At 68.0% G+C, this 24,709-nt stretch carries 27 protein-coding genes and 1 tRNA gene; 11 read left to right on the top strand and 17 right to left on the bottom strand.

Going from position 1 to position 24,709, the window contains the following annotated elements; translation table 11 throughout:
- Positions 1-35: 35 nt before the first annotated feature.
- On the top strand, positions 36-998 hold the full coding sequence (locus tag ACOZ4O_RS10300) for a phytoene/squalene synthase family protein (RefSeq protein ID WP_424525223.1): 963 nt from the start codon (positions 36-38) through the stop codon (positions 996-998).
- On the opposite strand, the gene cruF is transcribed toward ACOZ4O_RS10300, so the two are convergent.
- Genes cruF through ACOZ4O_RS10280 form a run of 4 tightly spaced genes read right to left on the bottom strand, consistent with a single transcriptional unit; the run spans position 995 to position 4,826 of the window.
- On the bottom strand, positions 995-1,801 hold the full coding sequence (gene cruF, locus ACOZ4O_RS10295) for a bisanhydrobacterioruberin hydratase (RefSeq protein WP_424525222.1): 807 nt from the start codon (positions 1,799-1,801) through the stop codon (positions 995-997). The genes ACOZ4O_RS10300 and cruF overlap by 4 nt on opposite strands.
- A complete protein-coding gene (locus ACOZ4O_RS10290) occupies positions 1,794-2,621 on the bottom strand; it encodes a prenyltransferase (RefSeq protein ID WP_424525221.1) in 828 nt (275 codons plus the stop codon). The genes cruF and ACOZ4O_RS10290 overlap by 8 nt, the downstream gene beginning before the upstream one ends.
- A complete protein-coding gene (locus ACOZ4O_RS10285) occupies positions 2,622-4,085 on the bottom strand; it encodes a phytoene desaturase family protein (RefSeq protein ID WP_424525220.1) in 1,464 nt (487 codons plus the stop codon).
- 54 nt (positions 4,086-4,139) lie between these two features.
- Positions 4,140-4,826: a YqjF family protein gene (locus tag ACOZ4O_RS10280; RefSeq protein ID WP_424525219.1), complete on the bottom strand. Its 687-nt coding sequence runs from the start codon at positions 4,824-4,826 to the stop codon at positions 4,140-4,142.
- An 80-nt stretch (positions 4,827-4,906) separates the two neighbouring features.
- Between ACOZ4O_RS10280 and ACOZ4O_RS10275 the strand changes: the two genes are divergently transcribed.
- Positions 4,907-5,758 carry a ZIP family metal transporter gene (locus ACOZ4O_RS10275; RefSeq protein WP_424525218.1) on the top strand — a complete coding sequence of 284 codons (852 nt, stop codon included), beginning with the start codon at positions 4,907-4,909 and terminating at the stop codon, positions 5,756-5,758.
- Here the strand turns inward: ACOZ4O_RS10275 and ACOZ4O_RS10270 are convergent.
- From ACOZ4O_RS10270 to ACOZ4O_RS10245, 6 genes are all read right to left on the bottom strand, one after another.
- Positions 5,755-6,075 (bottom strand): transcription factor S, encoded by a 321-nt coding sequence (locus ACOZ4O_RS10270; protein ID WP_424525217.1) that lies wholly within the window; start codon positions 6,073-6,075, stop codon positions 5,755-5,757. The two genes, ACOZ4O_RS10275 and ACOZ4O_RS10270, sit on opposite strands and share 4 nt — an antisense overlap.
- A gap of 44 nt (positions 6,076-6,119) precedes the next feature.
- Positions 6,120-6,665 carry a hypothetical protein gene (locus tag ACOZ4O_RS10265; RefSeq protein ID WP_424525216.1) on the bottom strand — a complete coding sequence of 182 codons (546 nt, stop codon included), beginning with the start codon at positions 6,663-6,665 and terminating at the stop codon, positions 6,120-6,122.
- Positions 6,658-7,506: a hypothetical protein gene (locus tag ACOZ4O_RS10260; protein ID WP_424525215.1), complete on the bottom strand. Its 849-nt coding sequence runs from the start codon at positions 7,504-7,506 to the stop codon at positions 6,658-6,660. Before ACOZ4O_RS10260 ends, ACOZ4O_RS10265 begins: the two co-directional genes overlap by 8 nt.
- A gap of 79 nt (positions 7,507-7,585) precedes the next feature.
- Positions 7,586-8,422 carry an RAD55 family ATPase gene (locus tag ACOZ4O_RS10255; RefSeq protein ID WP_424525214.1) on the bottom strand — a complete coding sequence of 279 codons (837 nt, stop codon included), beginning with the start codon at positions 8,420-8,422 and terminating at the stop codon, positions 7,586-7,588.
- 24 nt (positions 8,423-8,446) lie between these two features.
- Positions 8,447-9,427 carry a beta-ribofuranosylaminobenzene 5'-phosphate synthase family protein gene (locus ACOZ4O_RS10250; RefSeq protein WP_424525213.1) on the bottom strand — a complete coding sequence of 327 codons (981 nt, stop codon included), beginning with the start codon at positions 9,425-9,427 and terminating at the stop codon, positions 8,447-8,449.
- A gap of 49 nt (positions 9,428-9,476) precedes the next feature.
- Positions 9,477-10,412: a glycosyltransferase gene (locus ACOZ4O_RS10245; protein ID WP_424525212.1), complete on the bottom strand. Its 936-nt coding sequence runs from the start codon at positions 10,410-10,412 to the stop codon at positions 9,477-9,479.
- A gap of 97 nt (positions 10,413-10,509) precedes the next feature.
- Between ACOZ4O_RS10245 and ilvD the strand changes: the two genes are divergently transcribed.
- Positions 10,510-12,225 carry a dihydroxy-acid dehydratase gene (ilvD, locus tag ACOZ4O_RS10240; RefSeq protein ID WP_424525211.1) on the top strand — a complete coding sequence of 572 codons (1,716 nt, stop codon included), beginning with the start codon at positions 10,510-10,512 and terminating at the stop codon, positions 12,223-12,225.
- On the opposite strand, the gene ACOZ4O_RS10235 is transcribed toward ilvD, so the two are convergent.
- On the bottom strand, positions 12,222-12,455 hold the full coding sequence (locus ACOZ4O_RS10235; RefSeq protein WP_424525210.1) for a hypothetical protein: 234 nt from the start codon (positions 12,453-12,455) through the stop codon (positions 12,222-12,224). The two genes, ilvD and ACOZ4O_RS10235, sit on opposite strands and share 4 nt — an antisense overlap.
- A gap of 210 nt (positions 12,456-12,665) precedes the next feature.
- On the opposite strand from ACOZ4O_RS10235, the gene ACOZ4O_RS10230 reads away from it, so the two are divergent.
- Together ACOZ4O_RS10230 and ACOZ4O_RS10225 are read left to right on the top strand one after the other, a co-directional pair.
- A complete protein-coding gene (locus ACOZ4O_RS10230) occupies positions 12,666-13,088 on the top strand; it encodes a hypothetical protein (RefSeq protein ID WP_424525209.1) in 423 nt (140 codons plus the stop codon).
- Positions 13,089-13,128: 40 nt separating this feature from the next.
- A complete protein-coding gene (locus tag ACOZ4O_RS10225) occupies positions 13,129-13,824 on the top strand; it encodes a DUF7546 family protein (protein WP_424525208.1) in 696 nt (231 codons plus the stop codon).
- On the opposite strand, the gene ACOZ4O_RS10220 is transcribed toward ACOZ4O_RS10225, so the two are convergent.
- Both ACOZ4O_RS10220 and ACOZ4O_RS10215 read right to left on the bottom strand, forming a co-directional pair.
- Entirely contained in the window at positions 13,821-14,264 is a 444-nt protein-coding gene (locus ACOZ4O_RS10220) for a universal stress protein (RefSeq protein ID WP_424525207.1), read from the bottom strand. The genes ACOZ4O_RS10225 and ACOZ4O_RS10220 overlap by 4 nt on opposite strands.
- A 271-nt stretch (positions 14,265-14,535) precedes the next feature.
- A tRNA-Met gene (locus ACOZ4O_RS10215) sits at positions 14,536-14,688 on the bottom strand.
- Positions 14,689-14,781: 93 nt separating this feature from the next.
- On the opposite strand from ACOZ4O_RS10215, the gene ACOZ4O_RS10210 reads away from it, so the two are divergent.
- The gene (locus ACOZ4O_RS10210) at positions 14,782-15,831 is read left to right on the top strand and encodes a DUF7115 domain-containing protein (protein ID WP_424525206.1); all 1,050 of its coding nucleotides are present in this window, start codon (positions 14,782-14,784) and stop codon (positions 15,829-15,831) included.
- Here ACOZ4O_RS10210 and ACOZ4O_RS10205 read toward each other — a convergent pair.
- On the bottom strand, positions 15,815-16,165 hold the full coding sequence (locus ACOZ4O_RS10205) for a DUF5830 family protein (RefSeq protein ID WP_424525205.1): 351 nt from the start codon (positions 16,163-16,165) through the stop codon (positions 15,815-15,817). The genes ACOZ4O_RS10210 and ACOZ4O_RS10205 overlap by 17 nt on opposite strands.
- Before the next feature lie 57 nt (positions 16,166-16,222).
- On the opposite strand from ACOZ4O_RS10205, the gene ACOZ4O_RS10200 reads away from it, so the two are divergent.
- The 4 genes from ACOZ4O_RS10200 to ACOZ4O_RS10185 all read left to right on the top strand — a co-directional run bounded on the left by ACOZ4O_RS10200 (position 16,223) and on the right by ACOZ4O_RS10185 (position 19,134).
- Positions 16,223-16,852: a TVP38/TMEM64 family protein gene (locus tag ACOZ4O_RS10200; RefSeq protein WP_424525204.1), complete on the top strand. Its 630-nt coding sequence runs from the start codon at positions 16,223-16,225 to the stop codon at positions 16,850-16,852.
- A gap of 47 nt (positions 16,853-16,899) precedes the next feature.
- Positions 16,900-17,586, top strand: a complete 687-nt coding sequence (locus ACOZ4O_RS10195) for a proteasome subunit beta (protein WP_424525203.1) — start codon at positions 16,900-16,902, stop codon at positions 17,584-17,586.
- A 1-nt stretch (position 17,587) separates the two neighbouring features.
- Positions 17,588-18,250: an archaeal proteasome endopeptidase complex subunit alpha gene (locus ACOZ4O_RS10190; RefSeq protein WP_424525202.1), complete on the top strand. Its 663-nt coding sequence runs from the start codon at positions 17,588-17,590 to the stop codon at positions 18,248-18,250.
- 128 nt (positions 18,251-18,378) lie between these two features.
- Positions 18,379-19,134, top strand: a complete 756-nt coding sequence (locus tag ACOZ4O_RS10185; RefSeq protein ID WP_424525201.1) for a glucose 1-dehydrogenase — start codon at positions 18,379-18,381, stop codon at positions 19,132-19,134.
- A gap of 92 nt (positions 19,135-19,226) precedes the next feature.
- Here the strand turns inward: ACOZ4O_RS10185 and ACOZ4O_RS10180 are convergent, their stop codons facing one another.
- Together ACOZ4O_RS10180 and ACOZ4O_RS10175 are read right to left on the bottom strand one after the other, a co-directional pair.
- On the bottom strand, positions 19,227-19,586 hold the full coding sequence (locus tag ACOZ4O_RS10180) for a DUF7347 domain-containing protein (RefSeq protein ID WP_424525200.1): 360 nt from the start codon (positions 19,584-19,586) through the stop codon (positions 19,227-19,229).
- Between the two features lie 50 nt (positions 19,587-19,636).
- Entirely contained in the window at positions 19,637-19,759 is a 123-nt protein-coding gene (locus ACOZ4O_RS10175) for an HVO_2523 family zinc finger protein (protein WP_424525199.1), read from the bottom strand.
- 388 nt (positions 19,760-20,147) lie between these two features.
- Here ACOZ4O_RS10175 and ACOZ4O_RS10170 point away from each other — a divergent pair, with 388 nt between their 5' ends.
- Positions 20,148-21,176, top strand: a complete 1,029-nt coding sequence (locus ACOZ4O_RS10170) for a hypothetical protein (RefSeq protein WP_424525198.1) — start codon at positions 20,148-20,150, stop codon at positions 21,174-21,176.
- Between the two features lie 141 nt (positions 21,177-21,317).
- Here the strand turns inward: ACOZ4O_RS10170 and ACOZ4O_RS10165 are convergent, their stop codons facing one another.
- Positions 21,318-24,464 carry an adenosylcobalamin-dependent ribonucleoside-diphosphate reductase gene (locus ACOZ4O_RS10165; protein ID WP_424525197.1) on the bottom strand — a complete coding sequence of 1,049 codons (3,147 nt, stop codon included), beginning with the start codon at positions 24,462-24,464 and terminating at the stop codon, positions 21,318-21,320.
- Positions 24,465-24,709 lie beyond the last annotated feature (245 nt).

Raw genomic sequence — 24,709 nt, 5'->3', positions numbered from 1 at the left:
ACTAAGTCGCAGGCGGCCGTCTATTCGAGGTATCTATGGTTTCCCGGGAGCAGGTCGCGACGGCGAAGTCGATACACCGACGCACGGGGAAGACGTTCTACCTCGCGACGCGACTCCTCCCGGAGCGTGTACGACGCGGAACGTACGTCCTCTACGGGTTCTTCCGGGTCGCGGACGAGGTCGTGGACGGCGACAAGGACCTATCGCCGGCGGAGCAGCGCGCGGAACTCGAACGCATCCGCGAGGGCGTGCTGGGTGACCGGACGCCCGACGACGACGTCATCGCGGCGTTCGCGGACCTGAAGGAGGAGTACGGCATTCCGGACGGCGAGGTCGAGGTGTTCCTGGACGCGATGGAGTCCGACATCGACACGCAGCGGTACGAGACGGCGGCCGACCTCGACGAGTACATGCGGGGGTCGGCGGTGTCGGTCGCGCACATGATGGTCGCGCTGATGGACCCCGAGGGGGAGAACGCGGACGCAGCATTGCCGCACGCCGGCGCGCTCGGGAAGGCGTTCCAGCTCACGAACTTCATTCGGGACGTCCGGGAGGACATCGACGAACTCGACCGCGTGTACGTGCCGATGGAGCGCTTGCGGGCGAACGGCGTTACCGTCGACCAGCTCAGGAACCACGAGTCGTCGAAGGGGTTGACGACGGCGCTCCAGTCTGAGCTGTCGCGCGCGGAGTCGCTCTACCGGGAGGGCGTCGCGGGCATCAAGTACCTCCCACGGGACTGCCAGTTCCCCGTCCTGCTCGCGGCCGTGTTGTACGCGGAGCACCACCGGCTCATCCGCCGACAGGGGTTCGACGTGCTCTCCGAGCGCCCGAGTCTCGGGCTCCCGCGGAAGCTGTACGTGGTGGCGAAGACGAGTTGGCGGTGGTGGCGGAGCGGCGACCCGGAGGCGGTGTTCGACGCGGTGAGCGCGGTGCCGGCCGACCGGACGAACACGTCCGAGGACCGGGAGCGCGAGGAGGGCGTGGCGACGCTCTAGGCGCGGACGCGGAAGTCGAAGCGGTCGGTTCTGACGAGCACGACCACGCCGAGCGCGGCGAGCGCCGCGGGAACCCAGTTCGCGTACACGAGGTTGACCGCGCCCCAGAGCAGGACGAAGCTCACGAGGTCGTCGAGCATGAACTCACAGTGCGCGAGGCGTTCGGCGAGCGCGCGCGGACTGAACGCGTACTCGACGAACCCGATGGCGACGGTGGCGGAGAGAATCCAGCCGAGGTAGTTCGAGAGCGGGACGCCGTAGTACGCGCCGCCGTCGGCGTACTGCCAGAACCCGAGGCTGACGGCGGCGGGGTCGAGCACGAGGTCGCCGAGGACGACGACGAGCACGGCGAGCGCGACGCGCACCCAGCCGGGCGTGTTCTCGCGGAGCAGGAGGAGGACGAGGAGGTAGGCGTTCAGGACGAGCGGGAAGAAGAAGACGGGGAGGCCGACGGGGACGCCGGCGAGCATCGGGCCGAGGCTGACGAGGTACTCGAACTCGCCGTAGGGGAAGCCGGTGTGGACGCCGACGTACTCCACGAGGTACGTGTACGCGGTGAGGCCGACGAGCGCGACGGCTTCGCGGCGGCCGACGAGGGGGAGGAAGCCGGCGACGAGCGGGAGGCGCATGACGAGCGTCCCAAATAGCACGAACACGGGGTTGAACGCGAGCGGCGGCGGGAGAAGGCCGAGTTCGCTCGCGACGAGCGTGACCGCGCCGACCAACGGGAAGACGACCGCGATGGTGAAGCGGTTCTCTCGGACGAGGCTCTCCAGTCGCGTTTCGGCGTCGCGTCTATCCATAGAGCCTCCACAGGCCGCCGAGGGTGAGGAGCATCCCGGCGAGTGCGTTCAGGTACGGGAACCACCAGTAGGCGCGGTCGACCGACACGTCCGAGGCGGCGACCCACGCGCAGAACGCGGGGTAGACGCCGAACACGACGAGGAATCGGAGGTCGAGGAGGGCGAACCCGGCGGCGGCGAGCGCCCACACCCCGATGCAGTAGGCGAAGGTCGTGGATTCGCCGAGCCACGTCGCGGTGGTGCGGATACCGGCCTCCCTGTCCGGCTCGATGTCGGGAATCGCGCTGAACGTGTGCATTCCCATCGTCCACAGCCAGCCGCCGAGCACGGCGAGCGCGGGCGGGTGGGTGCCGGCGACGGCGGCGTACGCGGCCGCGCCCGGGAGGACGTAGAGGCCGTTCGAGACGGAGTCGAGGACGGGCGTGGTCTTGAAGCGGACCGGCGGCGCGCTGTACCCGACGGCGAGCGCGAAGAACCCCGCGAGCCACGGCCACGACACGGGTGGGGTGATTGCGAACGTCCCGAGACCCAGCACGCCCGAAACGGCGAGCGCGACGAGCACGTCCCGAGACCCCCGATAGCGCGCTTCCCGCTCCTCCTTCTTGGGGTTGTGTTCGTCCACGTCCCGGTCGAACACGTCGTTGACGCCGTAGAGGAGGACGTTCGCGGGCACGAGGAAGTACGCGGCGAGCGCGAGCACGACGGGCGCGGCGAGGTCGCTCACCCCGGTCGCGGCGTACGTCGCGCCGACGAGCACGGGGCCGGCGAGGTAGAGCCAGAACCGCGGCCGGGAGAGCGTGAGGAGGTACCGGTAGTCCATCTACAGGACGTAGTCGGCGGTGAGTTCGCCCGAGATGAGGCACATCGGCACGCCGATGCCGGGCGTGGTGTTCGCGCCCGTGAAGTAGAGGCCGTCGCAGGACTCGCTCGCGTGCGGCGGGCGGAACAGTGCGGTCTGCGTGAGCGTGTGCGCCATCCCGAGCGCGGTCCCCTGATAGCTGTTGTAGCGCTCCGCGAAGTCGGAGACGGAGAAGGACTCCTCGACGCGGATGCGGTCGCGAACGTCGACGCCGGTGTTCTCGGCGAGGTCGGCGAGCACGAGGTCGCGGTACTCCTCGCGAATCTCGGGTGTGTCTTCGAGGCCGGGCGCGATGGGGACGAGGACGAAGAGGTTGCTGTGGCCGTCGGGCGCGACCGAGTCGTCGGTATCGGAGGGAACGCAGACGTAGTAGGCGGGGTCGTCGGGGTACGCCGGGTCGTCGAAGATTTCGGCGAAGTGTTCCTCCCAGTCGGTGGGGAGGACGAGCGTGTGGTGGGAGAGCGGGTCCACGTCGCCCTCCACGCCGAGGTAGAGCAGGAACGCGGACGGCGCGTAGGTGCGCGAGTCCCAGTAGCCCTCGTCGAACTGGCGGTACTGAGCGGGGAGGAGTTCGAGTTCGGTGTGGGCGTAGTCGGCGTCGCTCACCACGGCGTCGGCCTCGTACTCGGCGTCGGCGGTGGCGACGGTGAATCCGGGTTCGTGGGGCTGAATGCGCTCGACGGCCGCGTCCGTGTGGAAGGTCACGCCCAAGTCCTCCGCGAGGGTGACGATGCCGTCGACGACGCCGCGCATCCCGCCTTCGGGGTAGTGGACGCCGAGGTTGAAGTCGACGTGCGTCATGAGGTTGTAGAGCGCGGGCGTGTTGCTCGGACTGCCGCCGAGGAACACGAGGGAGTACTGGACTATCTGCTTGAGTTTCTCGTGGTCGAAGTAGTCGTCGACGTGGTCCTCCATCGACCCGAGGAGGCTGAGGCCGCGGGCGTTCCTGGCGACGTCGAGCGAGAGGTAGTCGCGGAGGCGGGGGCGGTCCTCGTAGACGAAGTGCTCCATCCCCACGTCGTAGTTCCGTTCGCTCTTCGCGAGGTAGTCCTCGAAGGCGTCGCCCGCCCCCGCTTCGTAGGATTCGAAGACCGAGCGGACGTGGTCGAGGTCGCCGGTCATGTCCACGCGGTCGCCGTCCTTGAAGAAGATCCGGTAGTGCGGGTCGAGCGGTTGAAGGTCGTAGAAGTCCTCGGGGACGTGCCCGAAGTCGGCGAAGAAGTTCTCGAAGACGTCCGGCATCAGGTACCACGAGGGCCCCATGTCGAACCGGAAACCGTCGGTTTCGAGGACGCTCGCGCGGCCGCCGATCTGGTCGTTCTTCTCGAGCAACGTGACGTCGACGCCGGCGTCCGCGAGGTAGCAGGCGGTGGAGAGACCGCCGAATCCGCCACCGACGACGACCGCGGACGTGGGGGAACTCATACCAGAGAGAGGGGGCGCGCGGACAATAAAACGACAGGCAGCGCGACGGCCGGCTTAGACGGGGCGGAGGTGGTGGGCGGTGACGGGGACGCCGGGACTGTACGCGACGTGCGGGTCGCCCGCGGGGTGGTCGAAGCCGTTCGCGGCGAACAGTTCGTTGTCGTCGAACGCGATTTCGGCGTCGGCGGTTTTCCACGAGGGGTGTTCCACGTCGCCGTACCAGAGCCGCTGACGGCCCTCGGTGTAGAACCGGTAGCGTTCGACCAGCCACTCGGTGAGGCTGCCGGGGTCGGGCGTGGTCGGTTCCTCGGTTGGGCGGTAGGTCGCGGCGAACTCGCAGGGCGGGACGCCGTCGTGGGTGCGCGTGGACTCGAAGCGGGTGCCGTCGTCGGGCGCGCGTTCGACGTGGGTGTCGGCCCGGTAGTAGGGGAGGCTGAAGAGCGCGCGGGCGAGCGCGACGCCGACGGGGTCGGCGGCGTCGAGGTTGTAGAAGTAGATGCCGGGGTCGCCGTCGACTTCGACGTACGTGCGGAGGTTGAGTTCCGCGAAGTCCAGGCCGACCCGGCGAGGGGCGTAGCGAGGGCGAACGCGACCCATGAGGAAGGGGACGACGGAGAGGTAGGCGCGGCCGTCGTAGGTGTCCACGTCGACGCGGTCGGGGAGCGAGCGCTCCACGAGCGCGGGGTCGACGGGCCAGCTGGCGAAGCAGACGCGCTCCCAGTCCATGTCGATGACGCGCATACGTCCTCTCCCGTCGCCAGCGCCTTCTACCCGACGGCCATCGACAAAGTTAATAACTCCACCAATAATTTTGTTAATGAATGAGTTTCAGTCCCGATTCGAATCACAATAATCGGGCGGCCATTGCGCTCGGCGCGCTCACCGTCGTCGCGTTCCTCGGCGCGTCCGCGTACGCCGTTCTCGACGGTTCGTACAAACTCCTCGGCATCTCCTGGGCCGCATTCGTCGGGATGCTCGGGTTCGCCGTCGTCGGCTACCGCGACCCCACCAGCAACCCCACCGCGCTCGTCTGGGGGTACGGGCTCTCCGCCGGCGCGATGATAGCCAGCGCCGCCGCGTTCATCGTCCCGCAAGCCATCGCCCAACATCCCAAGTTCGGCGGGTTCGGCATCGCCGCCGGCGTCCTCGCCGGGTTCGCCGCGCACACCGTCGGCCACGAACTCACCCACCGCGACCTCCCGCTCGACACCACCACCGCACAGATCGCCGCGCACGCGCTCTCCGCCGGCGCCATCATCGGCATCGTCTACGGGTCGATGCCCGACCTCGGCCTCCTGCTCGGCCTCGCTATCGTCTCCCACAAAGGCCCCGCGGGCTACGCCGCCGCCGGTCGCCTCCGCCGCAACAACCGTCCCCTCAGCATGCTCCTCCTCCCCGCCGCCGGTGTCGGATTGGCCGCCATCACCGCGAGCGCCCTCCAGATACCCGCCAGCCCCGAATTCAGGGGCATCGTCTTCGGGTTCGCCGCCGGCATCTTCCTCCACATCGCCATGGACTTCCTCCCGCGCTGCGAGGTCGGGAGCGAAATCCACGAAGCCGCCGACCTCGACGACCATGCCCACCACACCCTCGACCGTCTCCGCAAACACGCCGTCGTGAGCGTCCTCATCGGCGGCCTCGCGGTGTTCGCGGCGTGGCTCCTCGTCGCCTAACTGTAACTCCGCCAGCGGTGCCCACACTCGGTGCACTTGAAGAAGCGCGTCGGCGGTTCGTCCGCCGACCCCGTCTGTTTGATCGTGTACCACGCGGTGCCGTTCCCGCACGCGTCGCACTCGACTTCCGCCGTCGGTTTTCCCTCATCCCCGCTCTCGGGGTCGGACTCGATGACGTCGGAGGTGTCCTGTGCGTCGGTCGAGACGAACGCCTCCGCGAGCGCCTCGTCCTGCGCCTCGCTGTGCCCGCACGAGGAACAGACCATGGCGCCGTCTTCCTTTCGCATCATCGACCCGCACTCGTCGCAGAATTGCATACGCCGACTAGCCGCGCGCCGCGAAAAAACCCCTCGCCCGGCGTCTACTCCGTCTCGGGGAGTTCGAACTCCTCCTCGTCCACAACCATCGGACAGTCCACAACCTCGTAGTGGTCGGTGTCCACGACCCGCCGGATTTCGGTGCCCTCGTGCGTGCAGTGGAGGGTCGGCGGTTCGCCGAAGTACTGGCAGTTGTGACAGGTGCGGTTCTCGATGCGCCGCACGTCCCGGTTCTCGTCGGTCTGCACGCGTTCGCCGACAGCGAGCGGTTCGCCCTCCTCCTCCGCGAGCAGGTCGCGCCACGCCTGCTCGCCGTCCACGCCCTCCACGTCGACGGCCTCGAACAGTTCGTCGAAGTCGGGGTCGCTCTCCCGCTCCCGTTCCGCCTCGCGCTCTCGCACGCCGGTCGCGAGGTCCGAGAGCGGCGCATCCCGCTCACCGGGTTCGTCGTCCGTTACGGCGTCCGGAGCGTCGCCCGACGCGTCACTCGGCGTATCGTCCGTCACGTTCCCCGACGCGTCATGCGGCACATCGCTTTGTTCGTCGCTCGGCGCATCGCGTCGCGCGTCGTCCGCGTTGTCCTCACTCATCGACGAGTTCCTCCAGTTCGTCGTCCAGCGACTCCTCCACGGCGGGCGCCTCCAGCGCGGGGCGTTCGCCCGTGGTGAGCGTCGCGGACTGGAACAGGCCGAAGCGCCGCGAGGCCTCCACGCCGGAGAACGTGCTCTGGCAGAACGGACACGTCGCGTCCGTGAGGAGCGCGACGTCCACGGCGTTCTCGCACTCCTCGCAGACGCCCTCGCGGACGCCCTGTTTGTTCGCCATGTGCTTCAGCGCGTCCGCCGCGGCGCGTTCCTCCTCGGCGGCCGCGAGCGCGCGCGTCGACCGGCGCACGTCCACGAGCACGCGCGCCAGCGTTCCGACCTTCTCGTCGAGGTCTTCGGTGGTCTCGGTGAGGTATTCGAGGACGTCCTCGTAGTTCTCGAACCCCTCGGTCGCCCACTCCCGGAGGTCGTCGACCTCCTCGGAGACGGCGCGCGTGTCCGCGCGGAGTTGCTGGACCGTCTCCGCGGCCATGTCCATTCGTTCCGTCAATTCGGGATGGTCGTGCTCCGCGTCGGCCGCCCCCTCGACGGCCTCCGCGACCTGCACGACGCGCTCGCGAACGTCCTCGATGTCGTCTTCCGTCTCGGTTCGGAGCGCGTCGATGTCGTCCTCGAGGGCGTCCACATCCGTTGCGAGGTCCTCGAAATCGCCCTTCGTCGCGAACGACACGTCCCCCGTCTCCTCGACGGTGCGGAACGCGGCGACCAACCGCATCAGGAACGTGTCCGGGTCCAGATTTGACTCCTCAGCCCGGGCTTCGAGCCACTTCGCCGCCCCTCCGGAGACGGCTACTTCCCCCGTCGTCTCACTCGTCCCGTCCGGCATTCGTCCCTATTTCGGGTGCGGACGCCTTAACGTGTTTGACCGCTAGAGTAAAATTCGCTCCGTTACGTGTCAACCCGAGTCAACGAATCTTGCGGACGTTGCTCACGTCGAACCCGGCCTCGTGGAGCTCCGTCTCGAACCGAATGATGTCCTCGTCCTCCAACTGGGAGAGCACGCCCCGGAACTCCCGGACGAACATCGTTCGCACGCGCTCGTTTCCACCAGTCTCCCACTCGAACTGGATGGTGCCGTCCACGCTCGTCACGAGGTTCCCGAGTTGCACGTCGGTGAGCGCCTCCTGGCTCACGTGGATGAGGATGAGGCCGTTCCACGACCGCGCCGCCTTCCGCAAGCCCTTGAGCGCGTACACGATGTCGCTGAACTGGACGCCGCCCGTCTCCGCGCCCACGAGGTCCGTGAGTGAGTCCACGACCACGAGGCTGTTCGAGGCGTTCGCGTCCAGGTAGTCCGCGAACGCCTCGATGACGTCGCGGCGGTCCGTCTCCTTCCCGAGTTCGGTGATGGAGCGCGTCTGTCCGACGTACCACTCGCGGGGCACCGGACTCAACTGGAAGAACTCGGGGGAGAGGTCCTCGAAGGCGACCGAGGTCAATCCGGCGTCCACGATGGTGTCGTCCATCGTCAGCGACACCTCGCGGTGGAGTTCGTCGGCGCTCGCCGTGAAGGAGACGTAGTGGACTTCCTCGGGGAGTTCGGCCGCGCGGCCGACCTCGCCGTAGTGGAGGTCGAAGAGGTCGGGGTCGTTGTACGCGAGGCCGTTCATCACGGCGCTCGTGAACAGGAACTCGCGCGCGCCGGCGCCGGCCTCGCCCGCGAGCAGGACGACACTCCCGCCGGGCGCGCCACCCCCGATCTGGTCGTCCAGCCGGGAGATACCGAACGGTATCCGAGCCATACAGGCGAGAGGACGGGGGCGTGCTTACGAGTTGGGGTTGTGCTCGTACCCTGCACCCGTGTTGTCGGGGCGGACGACGCGGACGCGGCCGTCGCAGTCGGCGTCGTCGAGCGCGTCCCGCGCGGCGAGTCGGACTTCCGCGGCGTGTGTGGCGTCCGTGACCGCGTACACCGCCGGCCCCCACGAGGACTGGCCGGCACCGGAGACGGCGGGCGACTCGCGGAGGCTGTCGACCACCGCGCCCGCGGGCGGCCGGTAGACGCCGCCCTGTTCGTCCGCGTACCACTGGCCGTTCAGCCGACCGAGTTCCGCGACGGCGCGCCCGAATCGGCCGCGGTCGCCCTCCGCGGCGGCGGGGAGGACGCGGCGGACGACGAGGCCCGCAATGCTGTCCGCGACGCCGGGGTCGGCGTCCTCCACGGCGGCGCGCATGCTCGACTCCTCCGCGTCGCCGTGCCGGCCGGGGTCGGCGTCCGGGAGCGCGAGCACGAACCGCCAGTCGTCGGGGAGTTCGTGGCGCGCGGCGATCTCGGGGACTGTCCAGCCACCGGGTTCCGGTGCTCGTGCGGTGAATCGCTCGGTGGGGTGGCCGGCGTCCAGCACGAACCCGCCGCGTTCGAACCCGGCGACGCCGACGCCGGAGCGGCCGCCGCGGCCGAGCGCCGGCGCTCGCTCCCGGACGTGCGGGTCGCAGTCGTGCGCGCGGGCGACCGCTTTCAGCACGGCGAGCGCGAGCTGAGTGCCGCTCCCGAGGCCGACGTGCCGCGGGAGTTCCTCCTCGACGGTCACGCGAACCCCGGGCACGTCGAGGAGGTCGACGGCGCGTTCGGCGTGCTCGCGGGCGTCCGGGTGGTCGCAGACGACGGAATCGGCGGGTGCGGCGGTGACGACGGTTCGGGGTTCGGCGAGCGCGACGCCGAGGCTGCCGTAGAGGCGCTCGTGGGAGAGCGAGAGGTTGCAGAAGCCGAAGTGGAGGCGGGCGGGCGCGGAGACGCGAACGGCCATACGGGACGGTCGACGGGAACGAGCAAGCCGGTTTCGGCACCGGTAACGCCTACGAGAGCACGGCGTTCGCGACGACGCCCGCGCCGTTCTCGAACGCGGGCGGGTCGGGCGGGTCGGCGGCGGCCGCGACGACCTCGTCGGGCGTGGTGACGGTGCGGAACCCGGTGGCGCGCGCGGCGAGTCGGGCGACGCCGCGCTGCTCGCTCGTGAATGGGTAAATGAGTGTCGGCGTGCCGGCGACGGCGGCCTCCATCACCGTCGAGTAGCCGGGACAGACCACGAGGTTGGCTGCGCGGAGCGTGGGAAGCATCGACGCCACCGGCTCCCAGTCGTCGCCGCCGACGACGGTGACGTGTCGGCCGGCGTCGCGGAGGCCGTCGGCGGCCGCGTCGAGTTCGTCCGAGTACGTGCTCGGCACCATCACCACGTCCGGGTCGCCGACGACGGGTGCGTCCACGTCGAGCGCGAGCGGCGGGATTCGCGAGACGCCGATAGGGTCCTCGTCGCCGGGCGGCCAGACCGCGGGGAAGAGGAAGTCGCGGGCCGCGGCGACTTGGTAGGCGGTGAGCGCCCACGCGCCAGCGCGCTCGACCGTGTCGTCGTAGAGGCCGGGCGCGTTGTGCGTGCAGACGTAGAGCGGGACGCGCGCCAGCGGCGCGGCCATCGCCGCGAACATGTCGTCGGTCACGAGCGCGTCCGGGTCCTCGCGTCGAAGCCAGCGGTAGAAGTCGCGGACGCGGCGCGCGCTGTCCGGGAGGCTGCCGGTGAGAACGTCGGTGAGGCCGCCGCCGTCCTGGTAGTCGCCGATGAAGTCGACGCGCGTGGGGACGTACTCGTCGTAGCCGAGGAGGGCGGCGAAGCGCTCGCCGGGACCGCCGCCCGCGAGCGACACCGTCGCGCCGCGCGCTTCGAGTTCGCGCGTGACGGCAAGCATCCGGGTGGCGTGGCCCGCGCCCTCCGGGTAGTGTGCGACCGCAACGTGCATACCCGGAGTCGGACCTCGGGGTGGGTGTAGCTTCCGGTCGCGCGGCAACGTCTGTTCGGTCGGGTGGGTTTATTCGTCCCGAGCGCCAGTTCGTGGTATGAGCGACCACCCCACGAAAGACCCGGGGCTGCGGAGCACGGAAGTCACCGAGGGCCCCGAGCGCGCCCCCCATCGCGCGATGTTCTACGCGATGGACTACGACCGCGACGACCTCGCGAAGCCGATGGTCGGCGTCGCCAATCCCGCGGCCGACATCACGCCGTGTAACGTCCACTTGGACGACGTGGCGGACGCGGCGTACGAGGGCGTCAAGGAGTCCGGCGGGATGCCCATCGAGTTCGGCACCATCACCATCTCGGACGCCATCTCGATGGGGCACGAGGGCATGAAGGCCTCCCTCATCAGCCGCGAGGTCATCGCGGACTCGGTGGAGCTCGTGTCGTTCGGCGAGCGCATGGACGCGCTCGTCACCGTCGCGGGCTGTGACAAGAACCTCCCAGGGATGATGATGGCCGCCATCCGCACCGACCTCCCCACGGTCTTCCTCTACGGCGGGTCCATCATGCCCGGCGAGCACGAGGGCCGCGACATCACGGTGCAGAACGTGTTCGAGGCGGTCGGCGCGGTGTCCTCCGGGAAGATGGACGAAGACGAAATCGAGGAGATGGCGTGTCACGCCTGCCCCGGCGCGGGCTCCTGCGGCGGGATGTTCACCGCGAACACGATGGCGTCAATCAGCGAAGCGCTCGGTCTCGCACCGCTCGGGTCCGCGAGCGCGCCCGCCGAATCGTCGGAGCGCTACGACGTGGCGCGGGACGCCGGTGACCTCGTGCTCGACGCGGTGGAAAACGACCGGAAGCCGAGCGACATCCTCACCCGCGAGTCGTTCGAGAACGCGGTCGCGCTCCAGGTCGCGCTCGGCGGATCCACGAACGCCGTCCTCCACCTGCTCGCGCTCGCCGCCGAAGCCGGAATCGACCTCGACATCGAGGACTTCAACGTCATCAGCGACCGCACGCCGAAGATAGCGAACCTCCAGCCGGGCGGCGAGCGCGTGATGAACGACCTCCACGCCGTCGGCGGCGTCCCCGTCGTGATTCGCCGCCTCGTCGAGGCCGGGTACATGCACGGGGACGCGATGACCGTCACCGGCCGCACCATCGCGGAGGAACTCGACGAACTCGACCTGCCCGACGACGAGGACATCGAGACGGACTTCCTCTACAGCACGGACGACCCGCTCCACGAGGAGGGCGCAATCAAGGTGCTCACGGGGAACCTCGCACCGGACGGTGCGGTTCTGAAGGTCACGGGCGAGGACGAACTCTACCATCAGGGCCCGGCGCGCGTGTTCGAGAACGAGGAGGACGCCATGGAGTACGTGCAGACGGGCAAAATCGCGAGCGGCGACGTCCTCGTCATCCGGAACGAGGGCCCGCAGGGCGGCCCCGGGATGCGGGAGATGCTCGGCGTCACCGCCGCGGTCGTCGGGCAGGGTCACGAGGACGACGTGGCGCTCCTCACCGACGGTCGGTTCTCGGGCGCGACCCGCGGCCCGATGATTGGGCACGTCGCGCCGGAAGCGGCGGCGGGCGGCCCCATCGCGGGCGTCGAGGACGGCGACACCGTGACGGTGGACATCCCGAACCGCGAACTCTCCGTGGACCTCGACCGCCACGAGATAGAAGAGCGCGTCCGTGAGCGCGAGGAACCGGAACAGCAGTACGACTCGGGCGTGCTGCGGAAGTACGGGGACTTGTTCGGGTCCGCCGCCCAGGGCGCGGTGACGAACCCGGCTGTTCGGCGGGACTAGGCCTCGTAGCCGTGGCCGAGGAAGAGCGCCACGGCGTGCGCGAGGACGAGCGCGACGAACGCGATTTGGGCGTCCGTCGACGGGAGTCCCGCCACGAACAGGGGGACGTAGAGGAAGGGGAGGGCGACAGCGCTCCAGAACCCGACGGCTTCGAGGGCTCTCGGGACGCCGAGGGGGAGGGTTTGCGACCCGACGCGGCTGTTCTCGTGAGCGGTTGGAGGACTCGACATCACGATTACGTCTACACCACCCATCCCCATATAACGGGCCAACCGTTGGCGTGGTTTCAGGACGTTTCACGCGCTCCGCGAGCGCGACACGGGATGTTTTATCGAATTATTAGAAACCCCGAGACGTTTTATCGAGCGTTTTGAGCGACTGAGACGAGTGCGTGTGTTCGGGCCAGTAGTGGTTTAGTGAAGCCGCGCGAAGACCAAAACATGTCTGATGGGTTGACCGTTCCGCCGAACTGGCGACACGCCGACCCCGAGTACGAGGAGGACGTGGGACGCAAGTACGACCCGCACCCTGTAGTCGAGTACGAGCACATCGACCGCGACATCTGGGTCGTGCTCGCGCCCGGCCGCGTCCCGGACCGCGTGGACGAGTCGAACAAGGGCTACCGGGTCGACCTCCGGCACGGCAGCGGCCCCGAGGACGTGACGACCATCCAGATCGCCGCGGTGCCGTCGCTCGGCGACGCCCACCACGTCGCGGAAGACCTGATGCGGTTGTTCACGGAGTTCCACACCGGGAGCACGCGCGTCGACCGCGTCGTCGACGACATCGCGGAGTCGAAGGCGGACGCGTGGCGCGAGGAAGCGGACGCGGTGCGGCCGGCCGCCGCCGCGGCCCCGCTCTGAACTCCGGACCGCTTTACTCTCCGGAGCGCGAACCTCGAGTATGGCTACGCGAGCGTCCAGCGTTCTCGACCGCGTCGACCCGCAGACGCTCGCGGTCTGGGCGGTTGTCGTCTGGTCCGAACTCACGCTCGTCGTCTTCTACACCGCGCTGACGCCGGGGTGGGTGACCGAACCGCGGTACGTCGTCTACCCGTTCGTCTGGATCAACCTCGGCCTGCTCGCGGTCGTCCACACCCGCCGTTGGGTCCGCGAACGCGACCCCCAACCGCGAACCAGACTCGCATCGGGACTGCTCGCCACGGGCTACGTCGTCGTGCTCGCCGCCGTCGGCGGCCTGCTCTTCCTCCCGGTCGTCAATCCGCCGCACGGCGGCACGGCGTTCTCCGTCTCGTGGGTGATGCCGGGCTGGGGTCCCATCGTCACCGCCCGCGGACTCGGCGTGCAGCTCACTCTCGTCCCGTTCAAAGCGATCGGCTATCTCGCGCTCGCCTACGTCCTCTACGCGCGCCTGCTCGACGCCACCCGGATGGTCGCGTCCGCCGTCCTCGGTCTGTTCTCCTGCGTCGGCTGCACGATGAGCCTCCTCGTTCCCCTGCTCGGCGCGAGCACGTTCGCGGGCGCGACCGCCTACACGTGGGACGCCTCCACGCTCGTCTACGTCGTCGCGCTCGCCACCCTCTACTGGAGCCCGCAAATAGAAACGGCTATCCGGCGGCGCGTCGCCGCGCTCCGCTAGTCTATCTGGGTCTTCACGACCGTCACCGGCCGCGACGCGATGCGGACGACGCGCTCCGTGACGCTCCCGAGAAGGTTCCGGTACGCCGCCGAGCGCTCACGCGTCCCGACGACGATAAGGTCCACGTCGTGCTCGTTCCCGTACGCCAGAATCTCGTCCGACGGCGTCCCGTGCACCAACTCCGTCACCACGTCGACACTCCCGTCGGCGGCCGCCGCGACCTCCGCGAGCGCGTCCTCGCCCTCCTCCTCCAGGCCGCTCTCCAGTCCCTCGTGTTCCTGCACGTACTCGTCGCCAGAGTACGCCGAGTACACGTCCTCGTCCACCACGTACAGCGCGTGCAGCGTCGCACCAGTGGCTTCCGCCAGCGCCACCGCGTGCTCGGTCGCTTCCGCAGAAGCCTCGCTTCCGTCCGTCGCCAAGAGGATACTGTCGTACATCACCTCAACCGACACATCCACGGCAAATAAAAACACCCGCCGGGGACCACCCGACGAGACCGCCCCGACAATTTCAGGGCGCTGTCGCTCGCCAGCGCGAGCGACGATTGTGAAAATGCCCGGGAGGGGGTTCTGCACGCTCACTCCGTTCGCGTGAACCACGTCGAGACGGTCGGCCTCCCACGGGTCGGCCGCTGCGACTCGTCTCGTTCGAACCCTCTCGGGGCGTTTCGACGAACGTCTCGCTGACGCTCGTCGATTCGTCAGAAAATGCCCGGGGAGGGGTTCGAACCCTCGGCCTCCGCATGTCCCAGGTTCGAGGCTCGGCGGGCCTCGGGGGACACGCACAGCCACCGAATGGCTGCCGCACCGAATCTCGGAACCCTATGAGTGCGGCGCTATGACCAGACTAAGCCACCCGGGCTCGGTTTCGGGTAGACGGCTGTCGCCTATTAAGGTTCTCATCTGTTTCGGGTGACCCGCCGGGTTTATGTCTGCAGGTGCGTTTTTCCGGGGTATGGACGTACCTGCGGCCGTGGACGCGGTGCTCGACGGTGAGAGCGTCGCGGCGCGAATCCCGCTCCGGGGCGAGGACGCGTTGTTCGTCACGGCGACCCGCACGCTCGCGTACCGGGCGGACGGCCTGCTGAGCGACGAGTCGGTGACGGAGTACCCGCACGCCGCCGAGCGAATCACGGTGTCGGAGGGGCGGCGGAAGTCGAAGATAACGCTGGATTACGGGCTGGAGGGCGAGGAGACGCTGACGGTGCCGGCGGGGAAGCTGGACGACGCGCTCCATCCGATTATCGCGGGCGTGCTGAATCACGCGAGCGTGACCGCGGCGGGCGAGACGGTGAAGCGAACGTATCGGTTCAGCGAACTCACGCTCATCGTGACGAGCGACCGCCTCGTGAAGCACGTCGGCGCGGCGGTCTGGGACGAGGACTACGAGGAAATCGTCTTCGACGAAGTAACGGATATCGACACGGAGGAGGGGAACGTCGCGAGCCAGCTCGTCCTCGAAACCACGGGGCGCACGCAGCGCATCAAGGCGCCGAACGACTCCTTCCGAGACGTGCGGGAGACCGTTGAGGACGCGCTGTTCGCGGCGCACGACGCGGACAGCTATCAGGAGTTCCGACGCGCGGTGGCGAGCGACCGGCCGGTCGACGAGTCGGCGGGCACGGTGGCGTTCGACAACGACGACCTCGAACCGCTCGGCGGCCGCGACGACGCCGAAGACCGCGAAGCGGACGCCCCGGCGGAGTCGAGCGCGCCCGGCGGTCAGGCGACCGCACAAGTGGCGGCGGAAGAACCAGAGTCGGAGCCGGAACCGAGGGCGGAACCGGAATCCGAGTCCGAATCCGAATCCGGGCGGGAATCGGCCTCCGAGCCGTCAGTGGATGTCGAGGCGCTGCGTGAGGACGTGGACGACCTCGCGGAGACGGTGGAGCGCCAGGCGGAGTACATCGCGGAGCAGGAGGAGTTGGTCGCCGAGCAGTCGGCGCTCCTGGACGAGCAGCGCGAGCGCATCGAATCGCTGCGGGAGACTATTCGCGACCGGTGACTTTGCGGACGCACGACGACCCGAACGGCCCGAGTTCGCCCGTGTCGAGGTCGAGGAAGTAGCCCGTGGAGATGTCGGTGCCGCAGCGCCGGCACGTGAACTCGCCTTCTTTCGTGACGATGTCGGGTTCGAAGCCGCCGTAGCCGCCCTTGCTGAATCGGACTTCGCTGCCGTCCCGGTCGATGATGCCGCGTGATTCGGCTTCGTCGAGGATGCGACGGGTCTTCTCGGGGTGGGTGGTGACGGCTTCGAGGCGGTCTACCGCGTCGGCGACGGAGAGCGCGTCGTCGTCCATCGCGGCGAGGAGTTCGACGCCGGCGTCGACCGCGTCCATACCGTAGAACCCGGCGCGGAGTACAAGACATTTAGCGTTCGCCGCCGGACTCGACGTATGGTGTCGGTGTCGCGGCGGACCGTGTTGGCGGCGGTGGCGGGCCTGGGCGTGCTCGCGCTCGCCCTGTTCGTGCCGGACAGCGTGCTGGCGCGGGTTCGGGGCGTCGTGGCGAGCCCGTGGTTTCCCGTGATACTCGTGGCGCTGTACGCCGTGCGGCCGTTCCTCGCGTGGCCGGTGTCCGCGCTCTCCGTGCTCGTCGGGTACAAGTACGGGCTCGTGCTCGGCGTGCCGGTCGCGCTCGTGGGCGCGGTCGGAACGAGCCTGCTCCCGTACTACGTCGGCGGCCGCCTGCCGACCACGGGCAGCGTGCTCGGCAGCGTGCGGTCGGGCGGCGAGCAGTACTTCGCGGCCGCGGGCGACACTCGCGGCGTGATTGCGGCGCGGCTCGCGCCGACGCCCGCGGAGGTCGTGTCGACGGGCGCGGGCATCGCCGGCGTCCCCGTCCGCGCGTTCGTCGTCGGGACGCTGGTTGGCGAGTTCCCGTGGACGGTCGCGGCGGTCGGTATCGGTGCGTCCCTCGACTCGTTCAGTCTCCAGAACGCGTTCGACCCGATGCTCGTCGGCGCATGCGTCCTCTTCGCCGTCCTGTTGCTCGCCGGGCCGCTGTATCGTTCGCGCCGCCGCTAAAATATATTTTAGCTAACATATTTGCGTGGGTCGGCCCAAGCAGGCGTATGGAGACACCACAGGAACCCGACCCCGTCGGTCGGCGAGCGCTCCACGAATCGAACCCCGGCCTCGTCTCGCCCGACCCCGGAGAGGGCGCGGAGACCGGAACCACCGTCGTCGGCGTCGTCGCTGACGAGGGCGTCGTGCTCGCGGCCGACCGGCGCGCCAGCATCGGCGGTCGCGTCGTCACCAACAAGCACGTGCGGAAGGTCGAACCCGTCCATCCGACCGCCGCCGCGGCGCTCTCCGGCACCGTCGGCCACCTCCAGCAGTTCGTGCGCGTCCTCCGCGCCGAAACCCGCCTGTATGCCGACCGCCGCGGTACCGACCCGTCGATAACCGCGCTCTCCACGCTCGCAGGGAACGTCCTCCTGAACTCCGGTCTGCAGGTCAGTCCCCTGCTGGGCGGCGTCGACGACACGGGCGGCTACGTCTTCGAAATCGACGGCGCGGGCGGCGTGCTCCGCGACACGTACGCCGCCGGCGGGAGCGGAATGCAGCTCGCGTACGGCGCGCTCGAAGACACCTACCGCGGCGACCTCACGACCGAGGACGCGCGGTCCGTCGCGGCGTCCGCGGTCGGAAGCGCGAGCGAGCGCGACACCGCGAGCGGGAACGGCGTCGCCGTCGCCACCGTCACCCAGGAGGACGTGCAGGTCGAAGAGTACGCCGACCCCGGGGAGGTGGTCTGAGATGGAGAATCAGCAGGCGTACGACCGCGGGACGACCATCTTCTCGCCGGACGGCCGGCTCTATCAGGTCGAGTACGCCCGGGAGGCCGTCGGGCAGGGCGCGCCCGTCGTCGGCGTCCGCGGCGACGACGCGGTCGTCCTCGCCGCCGCGCCCGATGGCGGGTCGCCGCTCGTCGAGACGGACAGCATCGAGAAGCTCCACCGCGTGGACGACCACCTCGCCGTCGGCACCGCCGGGCACGCCGCGGACGCCCGCCGCCTCGTCGACATCGCTCGCCAGACTGCCCAGGAGGAGCGCGTGCGATACGAGGAGCCGATGCCCGCGGACGCGCTCGCCACCGCGCTCGCCGACCACGTCCAAGAACGCACGCAGTCCAGGGGCGCGCGGCCGTACGGAACCGCGCTGCTCGTCGCCGGAGACGGCGACGGCCCGACGCTCGTCGAAGTAGACCCCTCGGGCGCGACCCGCGAGTGGCGCGCGAACGCCCTCGGGAACGGCGCACCGAACGCACAGGACTACCTCGAAGAAACCTACGAAAGCGGACTCGACACCGGAGAAGCCGAAAAGCTCGCGCGTGAAGCGCTCGACGCCGCGGCCGGCGACGACCACCCCACGGAGACCGTCACCGTCACCGCGACCGGCGCGACGTTCGCGGAGCAGTAGCCGGACGGGAAAGTCCGAGAAACGAAGATACCTGCAATAAAAACCGCTTCTCAGAATCTGCGGTAAATATTTCACATTATATCCCAAACAGGTATACTGTCGCGTCCGCGGACGCGGCGACTGATACCATGAAGGGAATACAAGACGGCGTTGCGGTCGTTACTGGCGGAGGCTCGGGAATAGGGCGGCAGTCGTCGGTCCGGTTCGCCGAGGCGGGAGCGAAGGTCGTCGTCGCCGACGTTGACGCGGACGGCGGTCACGAGACAGTCGAGATGATCGAAGGAGACGGCGGTGAAGCGACGTTCGTCAACACCGACGTCACCGATTCGGACGACGTAGCCGCGATGGTGCAGACGGCGCTCGACGAGTACGGCGGGCTCGACTTCGCGCACAACAACGCGGGCATCGCGGAGGAAGGCGCTCGCCTCGCCGACTACGACGAGGACGAGTGGGATCGGATGATCGACGTGAACCTGAAGGGCGTCTGGCGGTGCCTGAAAGCCGAAATACCGGAGATGATCGAACGCGGCGGCGGCGCAATCGTCAACACCTCGTCGGTCGCCGGCGTGAGCGCGAACGGGAGCGCGCACTACGCCGCGAGTAAACACGGCGTCATCGGGCTGACGCGGCGCGCGACCGTCGATTACGCCGACGACGGAATTCGATTCAACGCCGTCTGTCCGGGCGTCATCGACACGCCGATGGTCCAACAGGCGGGCGAGGAAAACGCGGACGAGATGGACCGCATCACGGCAGGAATCCCTGCTGGCCGCCTCGGAGATCCGCGGGAGATAGCTAACACGGTCGTCTGGCTGTGCTCCGAGGAGTCCTCGTACGTGATGGGTCAGCCGATCATCGTCGACGGCGGACTGCTGGTGCAGTAGAATCGCGCGACGACCCCACAGCAATTATTTGACGGACGGGCACACGACGACCAGTTCGACCACCGGGAAGCCGGCTTGCGTGTTCGTACTCGTTAGCTCGCGCGCCGCGCGCCGTCCTTGTCGAGGAACGCACCGGAGAGAACCGCGTCGGCCGCGCGCCGCCCCGCGTCGGTCAGCACGTAGCCGTCGGGCGTCTTCTCCACGAACCAGCCCGTCAACTGTCGGAGGTGGTACGCGAACCCCGCCGAACTATCCGTGTCGGCCGCCGCGTGCAGGTCCGAGAACGGAACCGGTGTCTCGCCGTCGCGTTCCGCACGCACCAACCGCACGAGCACGGTGACGCGGACCTCGTTCGCGAGCGCCCCGAACGCCTCGCTCGACGCACCAGGGTCGGGCGATCGCTCGCCGTCCACGGCGGCCGACGGCGACCACGACTCGCTCCACTCCTCCATACCCGTCAGTTCGACCCTCTCCCGCAAAAGCAGTCGGGTGCCGGCAGAAGTCAGGGCGTGAACGGGTCGCTGCAGTCCGCGAGCACGCCGTGCTGGGGACAGACGTACTTGCAGTGACGCTTCAGGAGTTCGGACTCACACATCGGACACGTCGGCAAGTCCCGTCCACTCATGTCCGTGTGTGGGTCGGCGCAGTGTATAGATGTGTCTCTCGACCACACCGCGAGTTCGCCGCGATGGGGGCGCCATAGCACGACAATTTATGAACTCGGAGGGAGGCGCTCTAATGAAATGCGTGACATGTCTCGTCGGCGCGCGCTCCGGTTGTCGAGCGCCTCGCTCGTGGCCGCACTCGCTGGTTGCTCGTCGACGCAGTCTGACCCCACTACGTCATCCGCAACCACGGCAGCGTCGACTCGAACCGAGACGACGGGGGAGACAACGACACCCGAGCAGACGACTGAGACGAATCCGGACACTGTCTTCGTGTCCGCCGACGCCGCCGAGGGAACCGGTTCGGGAACTAGCGACGACCCGTTTGGGTCCATCCAACGAGGAATCGTGGCTGCACGGCCGGGAGAGACTGTAGAGGTGCAGTCCGGCGAGTACCGACTCGATGCACCTGTCGGAACGGTCCGACCTGGCGAGACTGACGCCCCGATAACAATCACCGGGCCAGCGGACGCCGTGCTGCGGCCGACGAAAGAGATGGTCGTGTTCAACCTCAATCACAGCCACGTCCATCTCACCGGCTTGACCATCGACGGACTCACGGACCTGTCTCGGCCGCAGGACCTCGACGCCTACGGCGGCGTCGTACTCGTTCGCTGTACCCCACGACGGGACACCGACGAGTACCTGACCGACATCGCGATTCGGCCCGCGCGCCTCGGGCACTCCATCCGCCCGCTGGTCGTGGTCAAGCGGTCACGAAACGTCGACGTCGGCGAGTTCGAGGTCACTGGACTGGCCGGCGCGAGCTACGTACTCACCGGAACCAACCAGAGTCACGCCGGTGAGTTCGTCTACCTCGGGACTCCGCCCTCGGCCTACGGCACCCGACACCACCCGTGGACAGACATCGACAAGACGAACGACATCCGCGTCCACCACATCGACAATAGCGCCGGGCACCCGCATTCGGAACTGGTGAACCCGAAGATGGGGACCCACGACCTGGTCGTCGAGTACTGTACGGACGCCGGCGGCTCCCAGAACAACGAACCGTATCCCGCGGCGAGCGCGCACATGCAGAGCATCGACTCGACCGTCCGTTGGTGCAAATTCGGGGGCGGCCAGGGGTACGGTATCCACGTCAACGCGGGCGCCAAGGGAGCGCTCAACGAAATCGACGGCCACGATCTGACCGCGGACCAGATCGGAAGCGGCCACCGCATCTACGGGAACGTCGTTGAGGAATACGACGACCAAGCAATCAAGTACAGCGCCACGTCCGCCGACGCACAAGAGACCGTCTGCGGGAACTCGGTTTCAGGGACGACCGACGGCACGCCGGCCGACTCCTGTGGCGACGACGTTCCGTCCGGCGACGGTGTCGGACATCTCGGTGGGGACAGTCCCTGGTCGTAAGCGAGGCGTAGCTCACGCTTGGTCCCGAGTTCGACAGAAGGAAGTGCGGAGACGCGAATCCGACACGCCCTGCGTTCACGGGGAGCAGGTTTGCGGAGGGATTCGAAGCAGGACGCCGAGAGAAGCGTTAGATAGCCGGCGTCAGCACTCGCTCCAGCCGCAGTTCTGGCACGTCTTGCAGCCTTCGGAGTAGTAGAGGTCCATCGTCCCGCAGTCGGGACATTCCGGCATCTCGCCGGCCTCGATGAGTTTCTTCGTCATGTCTTCGTCGTCGCTCGGCGTCGCCTGCTCGGTGTCGGGCGTCGCGCTGCCGACGGGTTCGGTGTCCGCGTTCGGACTATCCGCGGTCGCGCCACCGTCGAGTTTCGCGACGTCCTCCGCGGACTCCTCCTCTTCTGCGAGTTCGGTGAGGTTCTGCTGTTTCGGCACCTGTTTGTCGATGTCGCCGTCGAGGTAGCGCCGCATCGCCGTGCCGATGGCGTCCGGGATGCTGTTTATCTGCTCGCCCTTGTCCCAGGCGACCTTCGGACTGCGGATGCCCTGGAGTTCGCTCGCAATCTCGTCGGGGTCGACGCCCGCGCGGAGCGCCGTGGAGACGGTCTTCGCGAGCGACTCGGTGAAGGACGCGGTGAATCCGCCGCTGTTCCCGATGTTCGCGAACAGTTCGAACGGCCGGCCCTGTTCGTCCTCGTTGATGTTCACGTAGAGCTTCCCGTAGCCCGTGTCGATGCGCTGGGTGACACCGTACAGCACGTCGGGGCGCGGGCGCTTCTGCGCGCCGTCGACATCCACGTCGACGAGGTCGTCCGTGTCGCCGCCGATGGCGTCGCGCACGTCCTCGTTGTCGAGGAAGGTTTCGAGGTCGCCGAACGTGTCCTGAATCTGTTCGAGGAGGACTTCCGCGGCCTCGTCCTCGTCCGAGAACTCGGCGTTGTCGGCGCGCGTGGTGAGCACCTGCTTCGAGCGCGTGCCGTCACGGTAGACGGTGACGCCCTTCCCGCCGTGCTCGTAGATGTAGCGGTAGACGTCGTCCATGTCCTCGACGCTCGCCGAGTTCGGGAAGTTACACGTCTTCGAGATGGCGGAGTCCACGCCGTTCTGGCAGGCGGTCTGGACGGCGGCGTGCTGCTTCCCGGAGAGGTCCTCCGTCACGACGAACAGTTCGCCGATGGGGTTCGGGACCGTGGAGAGTCCGGTGACGCCGTCGAACTCGTTGTTCGCCATCTGCTCCTGCGCCTCCTTCTTCACGGCGTCGACGTCGATGTCGTTCGCCTCCAGCGTCCGGAGGAAGTAGTCGTCGAACTCCACGAGCATCTCGTCGCCCTGCACGTCGTCGCTGACGTTCTTGTAGTACGCGACGTTGTAGATGGGTTCACAGCCGCCCGTGGTGTTCCCGACCATCGACGTGGTACCCGTCGGTGCGATGGTGGTCGTGTTGTGGTTCCGAATCGGGTAGCCGTCTTCCCAGTCGTCCGCGGACTCGCCCGTGTGGTGCTCGAACCACTCGCGGTACTCCGTGGGGTTCGCGTACTTCGACTTGTCCCACTCGTCGAAGCTCCCGCGCTCCAGCGCGAGTTCGTGGCTCGCGGTCTTCGACCCGTGGTTGATGTGGGTCATGACCTGGCTCGCGATTTCGTTCGCCTCCTCCGAGCCGTACTTCACGCCGAGCTGGATGTAGAGCTGCGCTAGCCCCATCACGCCGAGGCCGATCTTCCGCATCTCGCGGACCTTCTCCTCGATCTCCTCGACCGGGAAGTCCGACATCGTGACGACGTTCTCCAGGAAGCGCGTGCCCTGTTCGATGCGGTGGTCGAACTCCTCGTGGTCGAGCGCGTCGTCGAGGAACTGACTGATTCCGTCTTCGAGCGTGTCGTAGTCGTTCTCCTCGCTCCAGACACGCCAGTCGGGTGCGTCCTGCGCGGCGAGCGTGGAGAGGTTGATGTGCCCGAGGTTGCACGCCTCGTACTCCTCGAGCGGCTGTTCGCCGCAGGGGTTCGTCGCGAGGATGCGGTGGTCGGGGTGTTCCTCCACGTCGAAGGAGTGCTGTTTGTTGACGCGTTCGAGGTAGATGACGCCGGGTTCGCCGTTCTCGTGTGCGCCTTCGACGATTGGGTCCCAGACCACGTCGGCAGGCATCGAGAGCGGTTCGCCGACCTCGACGTGATGGCCGAGGTCGTACCGGTCGTACATCTCCTTCGTCTCCTCGGTGGCGATGTGCGGCTCGCCCGTGCGGGGGTTCGTGAACGTGAACTCCTCGCCGTTCTGGAGGGCGTCCATGAAGTCGTCCGTCACGCCGACGGAGATGTTGAAGTTCGAGAGGTGGCCCTCGACGGCGTTCCGGAGGTGCTTCGGGACCTTTCCGTCCTCGTCGATGAGGGAACGGGCTTCCTCGAGCGCCTCGTTGAACGTCGTGTACGTGTAGTCGTCGGGGTCGTTGAGCTTGAGGCAGTGCGCGAGGCTGACGTCCTTGTTCTTCGAGTGGATGAACTCGATGACGTCCGGGTGGCTGATGCGCATGACGCCCATCTGCGCGCCGCGGCGCGCGCCGCCCTGCGCGATGGTTTCGCACATCTGGTCGAACGTCTCCATGAACGTCATCGGGCCGCTGGCGATGCCGCCCGTGCTGCCGACGGGGTCGCCGTACGGGCGGAGCTGCCAGAACGCGTACCCCATGCCGCCGCCGGACTGGAACACTTCAGCGGCTTCCTTCGCGGTCTCGTGGATGTCCGTGATGTCGTCGCCCGGGGAGTCGACGAAGCACGCGGAGAGCTGCTGGAGTTCGTCGCCCGCGTTCATCAGGGTCGGACTGTTCGGCATGAAGGAGAGCGACTCCATCAGGTCCTGGAACTCCTCGGCGGTATCCTCGACGTGCGTGCGAACCTCGTCGGGGAGTTCGGGGACGACGGTGTCGTACGCGAACTTGTTGACGTTCTCCGCCGTCAGTTCGGTCTCCACGTCGTCTTCGGTGGTGACGCCGTCGCCGAACACCTCGGCCGCGAGTTCGTCGCGGCGCGGGTGGTCGGGCTTGAGCTGGTCGGGCGTAACGAGCACTTCGACGCCCTGCTTCTCGGACTCGTAGACGGCTTCGGCGAGCGCGATGTTCTTCGCGACGCGGTCGAAGAGGTCCTCCTGCGTCTCGACGAGGTCGCCCTCGGCGTTCTTCTTCAGGTAGCGCGCGGGCAGGATGTTGTTGTACGCGTTCGCGGTGAGGCGGTCCTCAAGCGTGTCACCGGTGACGCGCTTGATTGGGAGCGTAAGGTCGCCCGCGGATAGGTCGTTTGAACTCATTGTCTGTACCTCCGGGATTCGGCGTGTAGGGGAGTCGGGTCTCGTTTCATGGGTAAATTCCGCGAGTCAGGTGACGACGATGTATTACTGTAGCCCGAACCATATACCTAGTGGATTCGGCGACCGGGTGTCGTCACCGCACCCGGCTGGGTGTCACGTTCGTAGAACCGCCGCGAGTATAACCGTACCCAAAGGGGAGTGAAAGTGGAACCCGGGGTGTGTCCGGCGCGTCGTCCGTTCGGGAC

Source organism: Salarchaeum japonicum (assembly GCF_049705945.1).
In the GTDB taxonomy this organism is placed as follows: domain Archaea; phylum Halobacteriota; class Halobacteria; order Halobacteriales; family Halobacteriaceae; genus Salarchaeum; species Salarchaeum japonicum_A.
The sequence above is the reverse complement of the archived record's forward strand: the minus strand, read 5'-3'. Positions and strand labels throughout refer to the sequence as shown.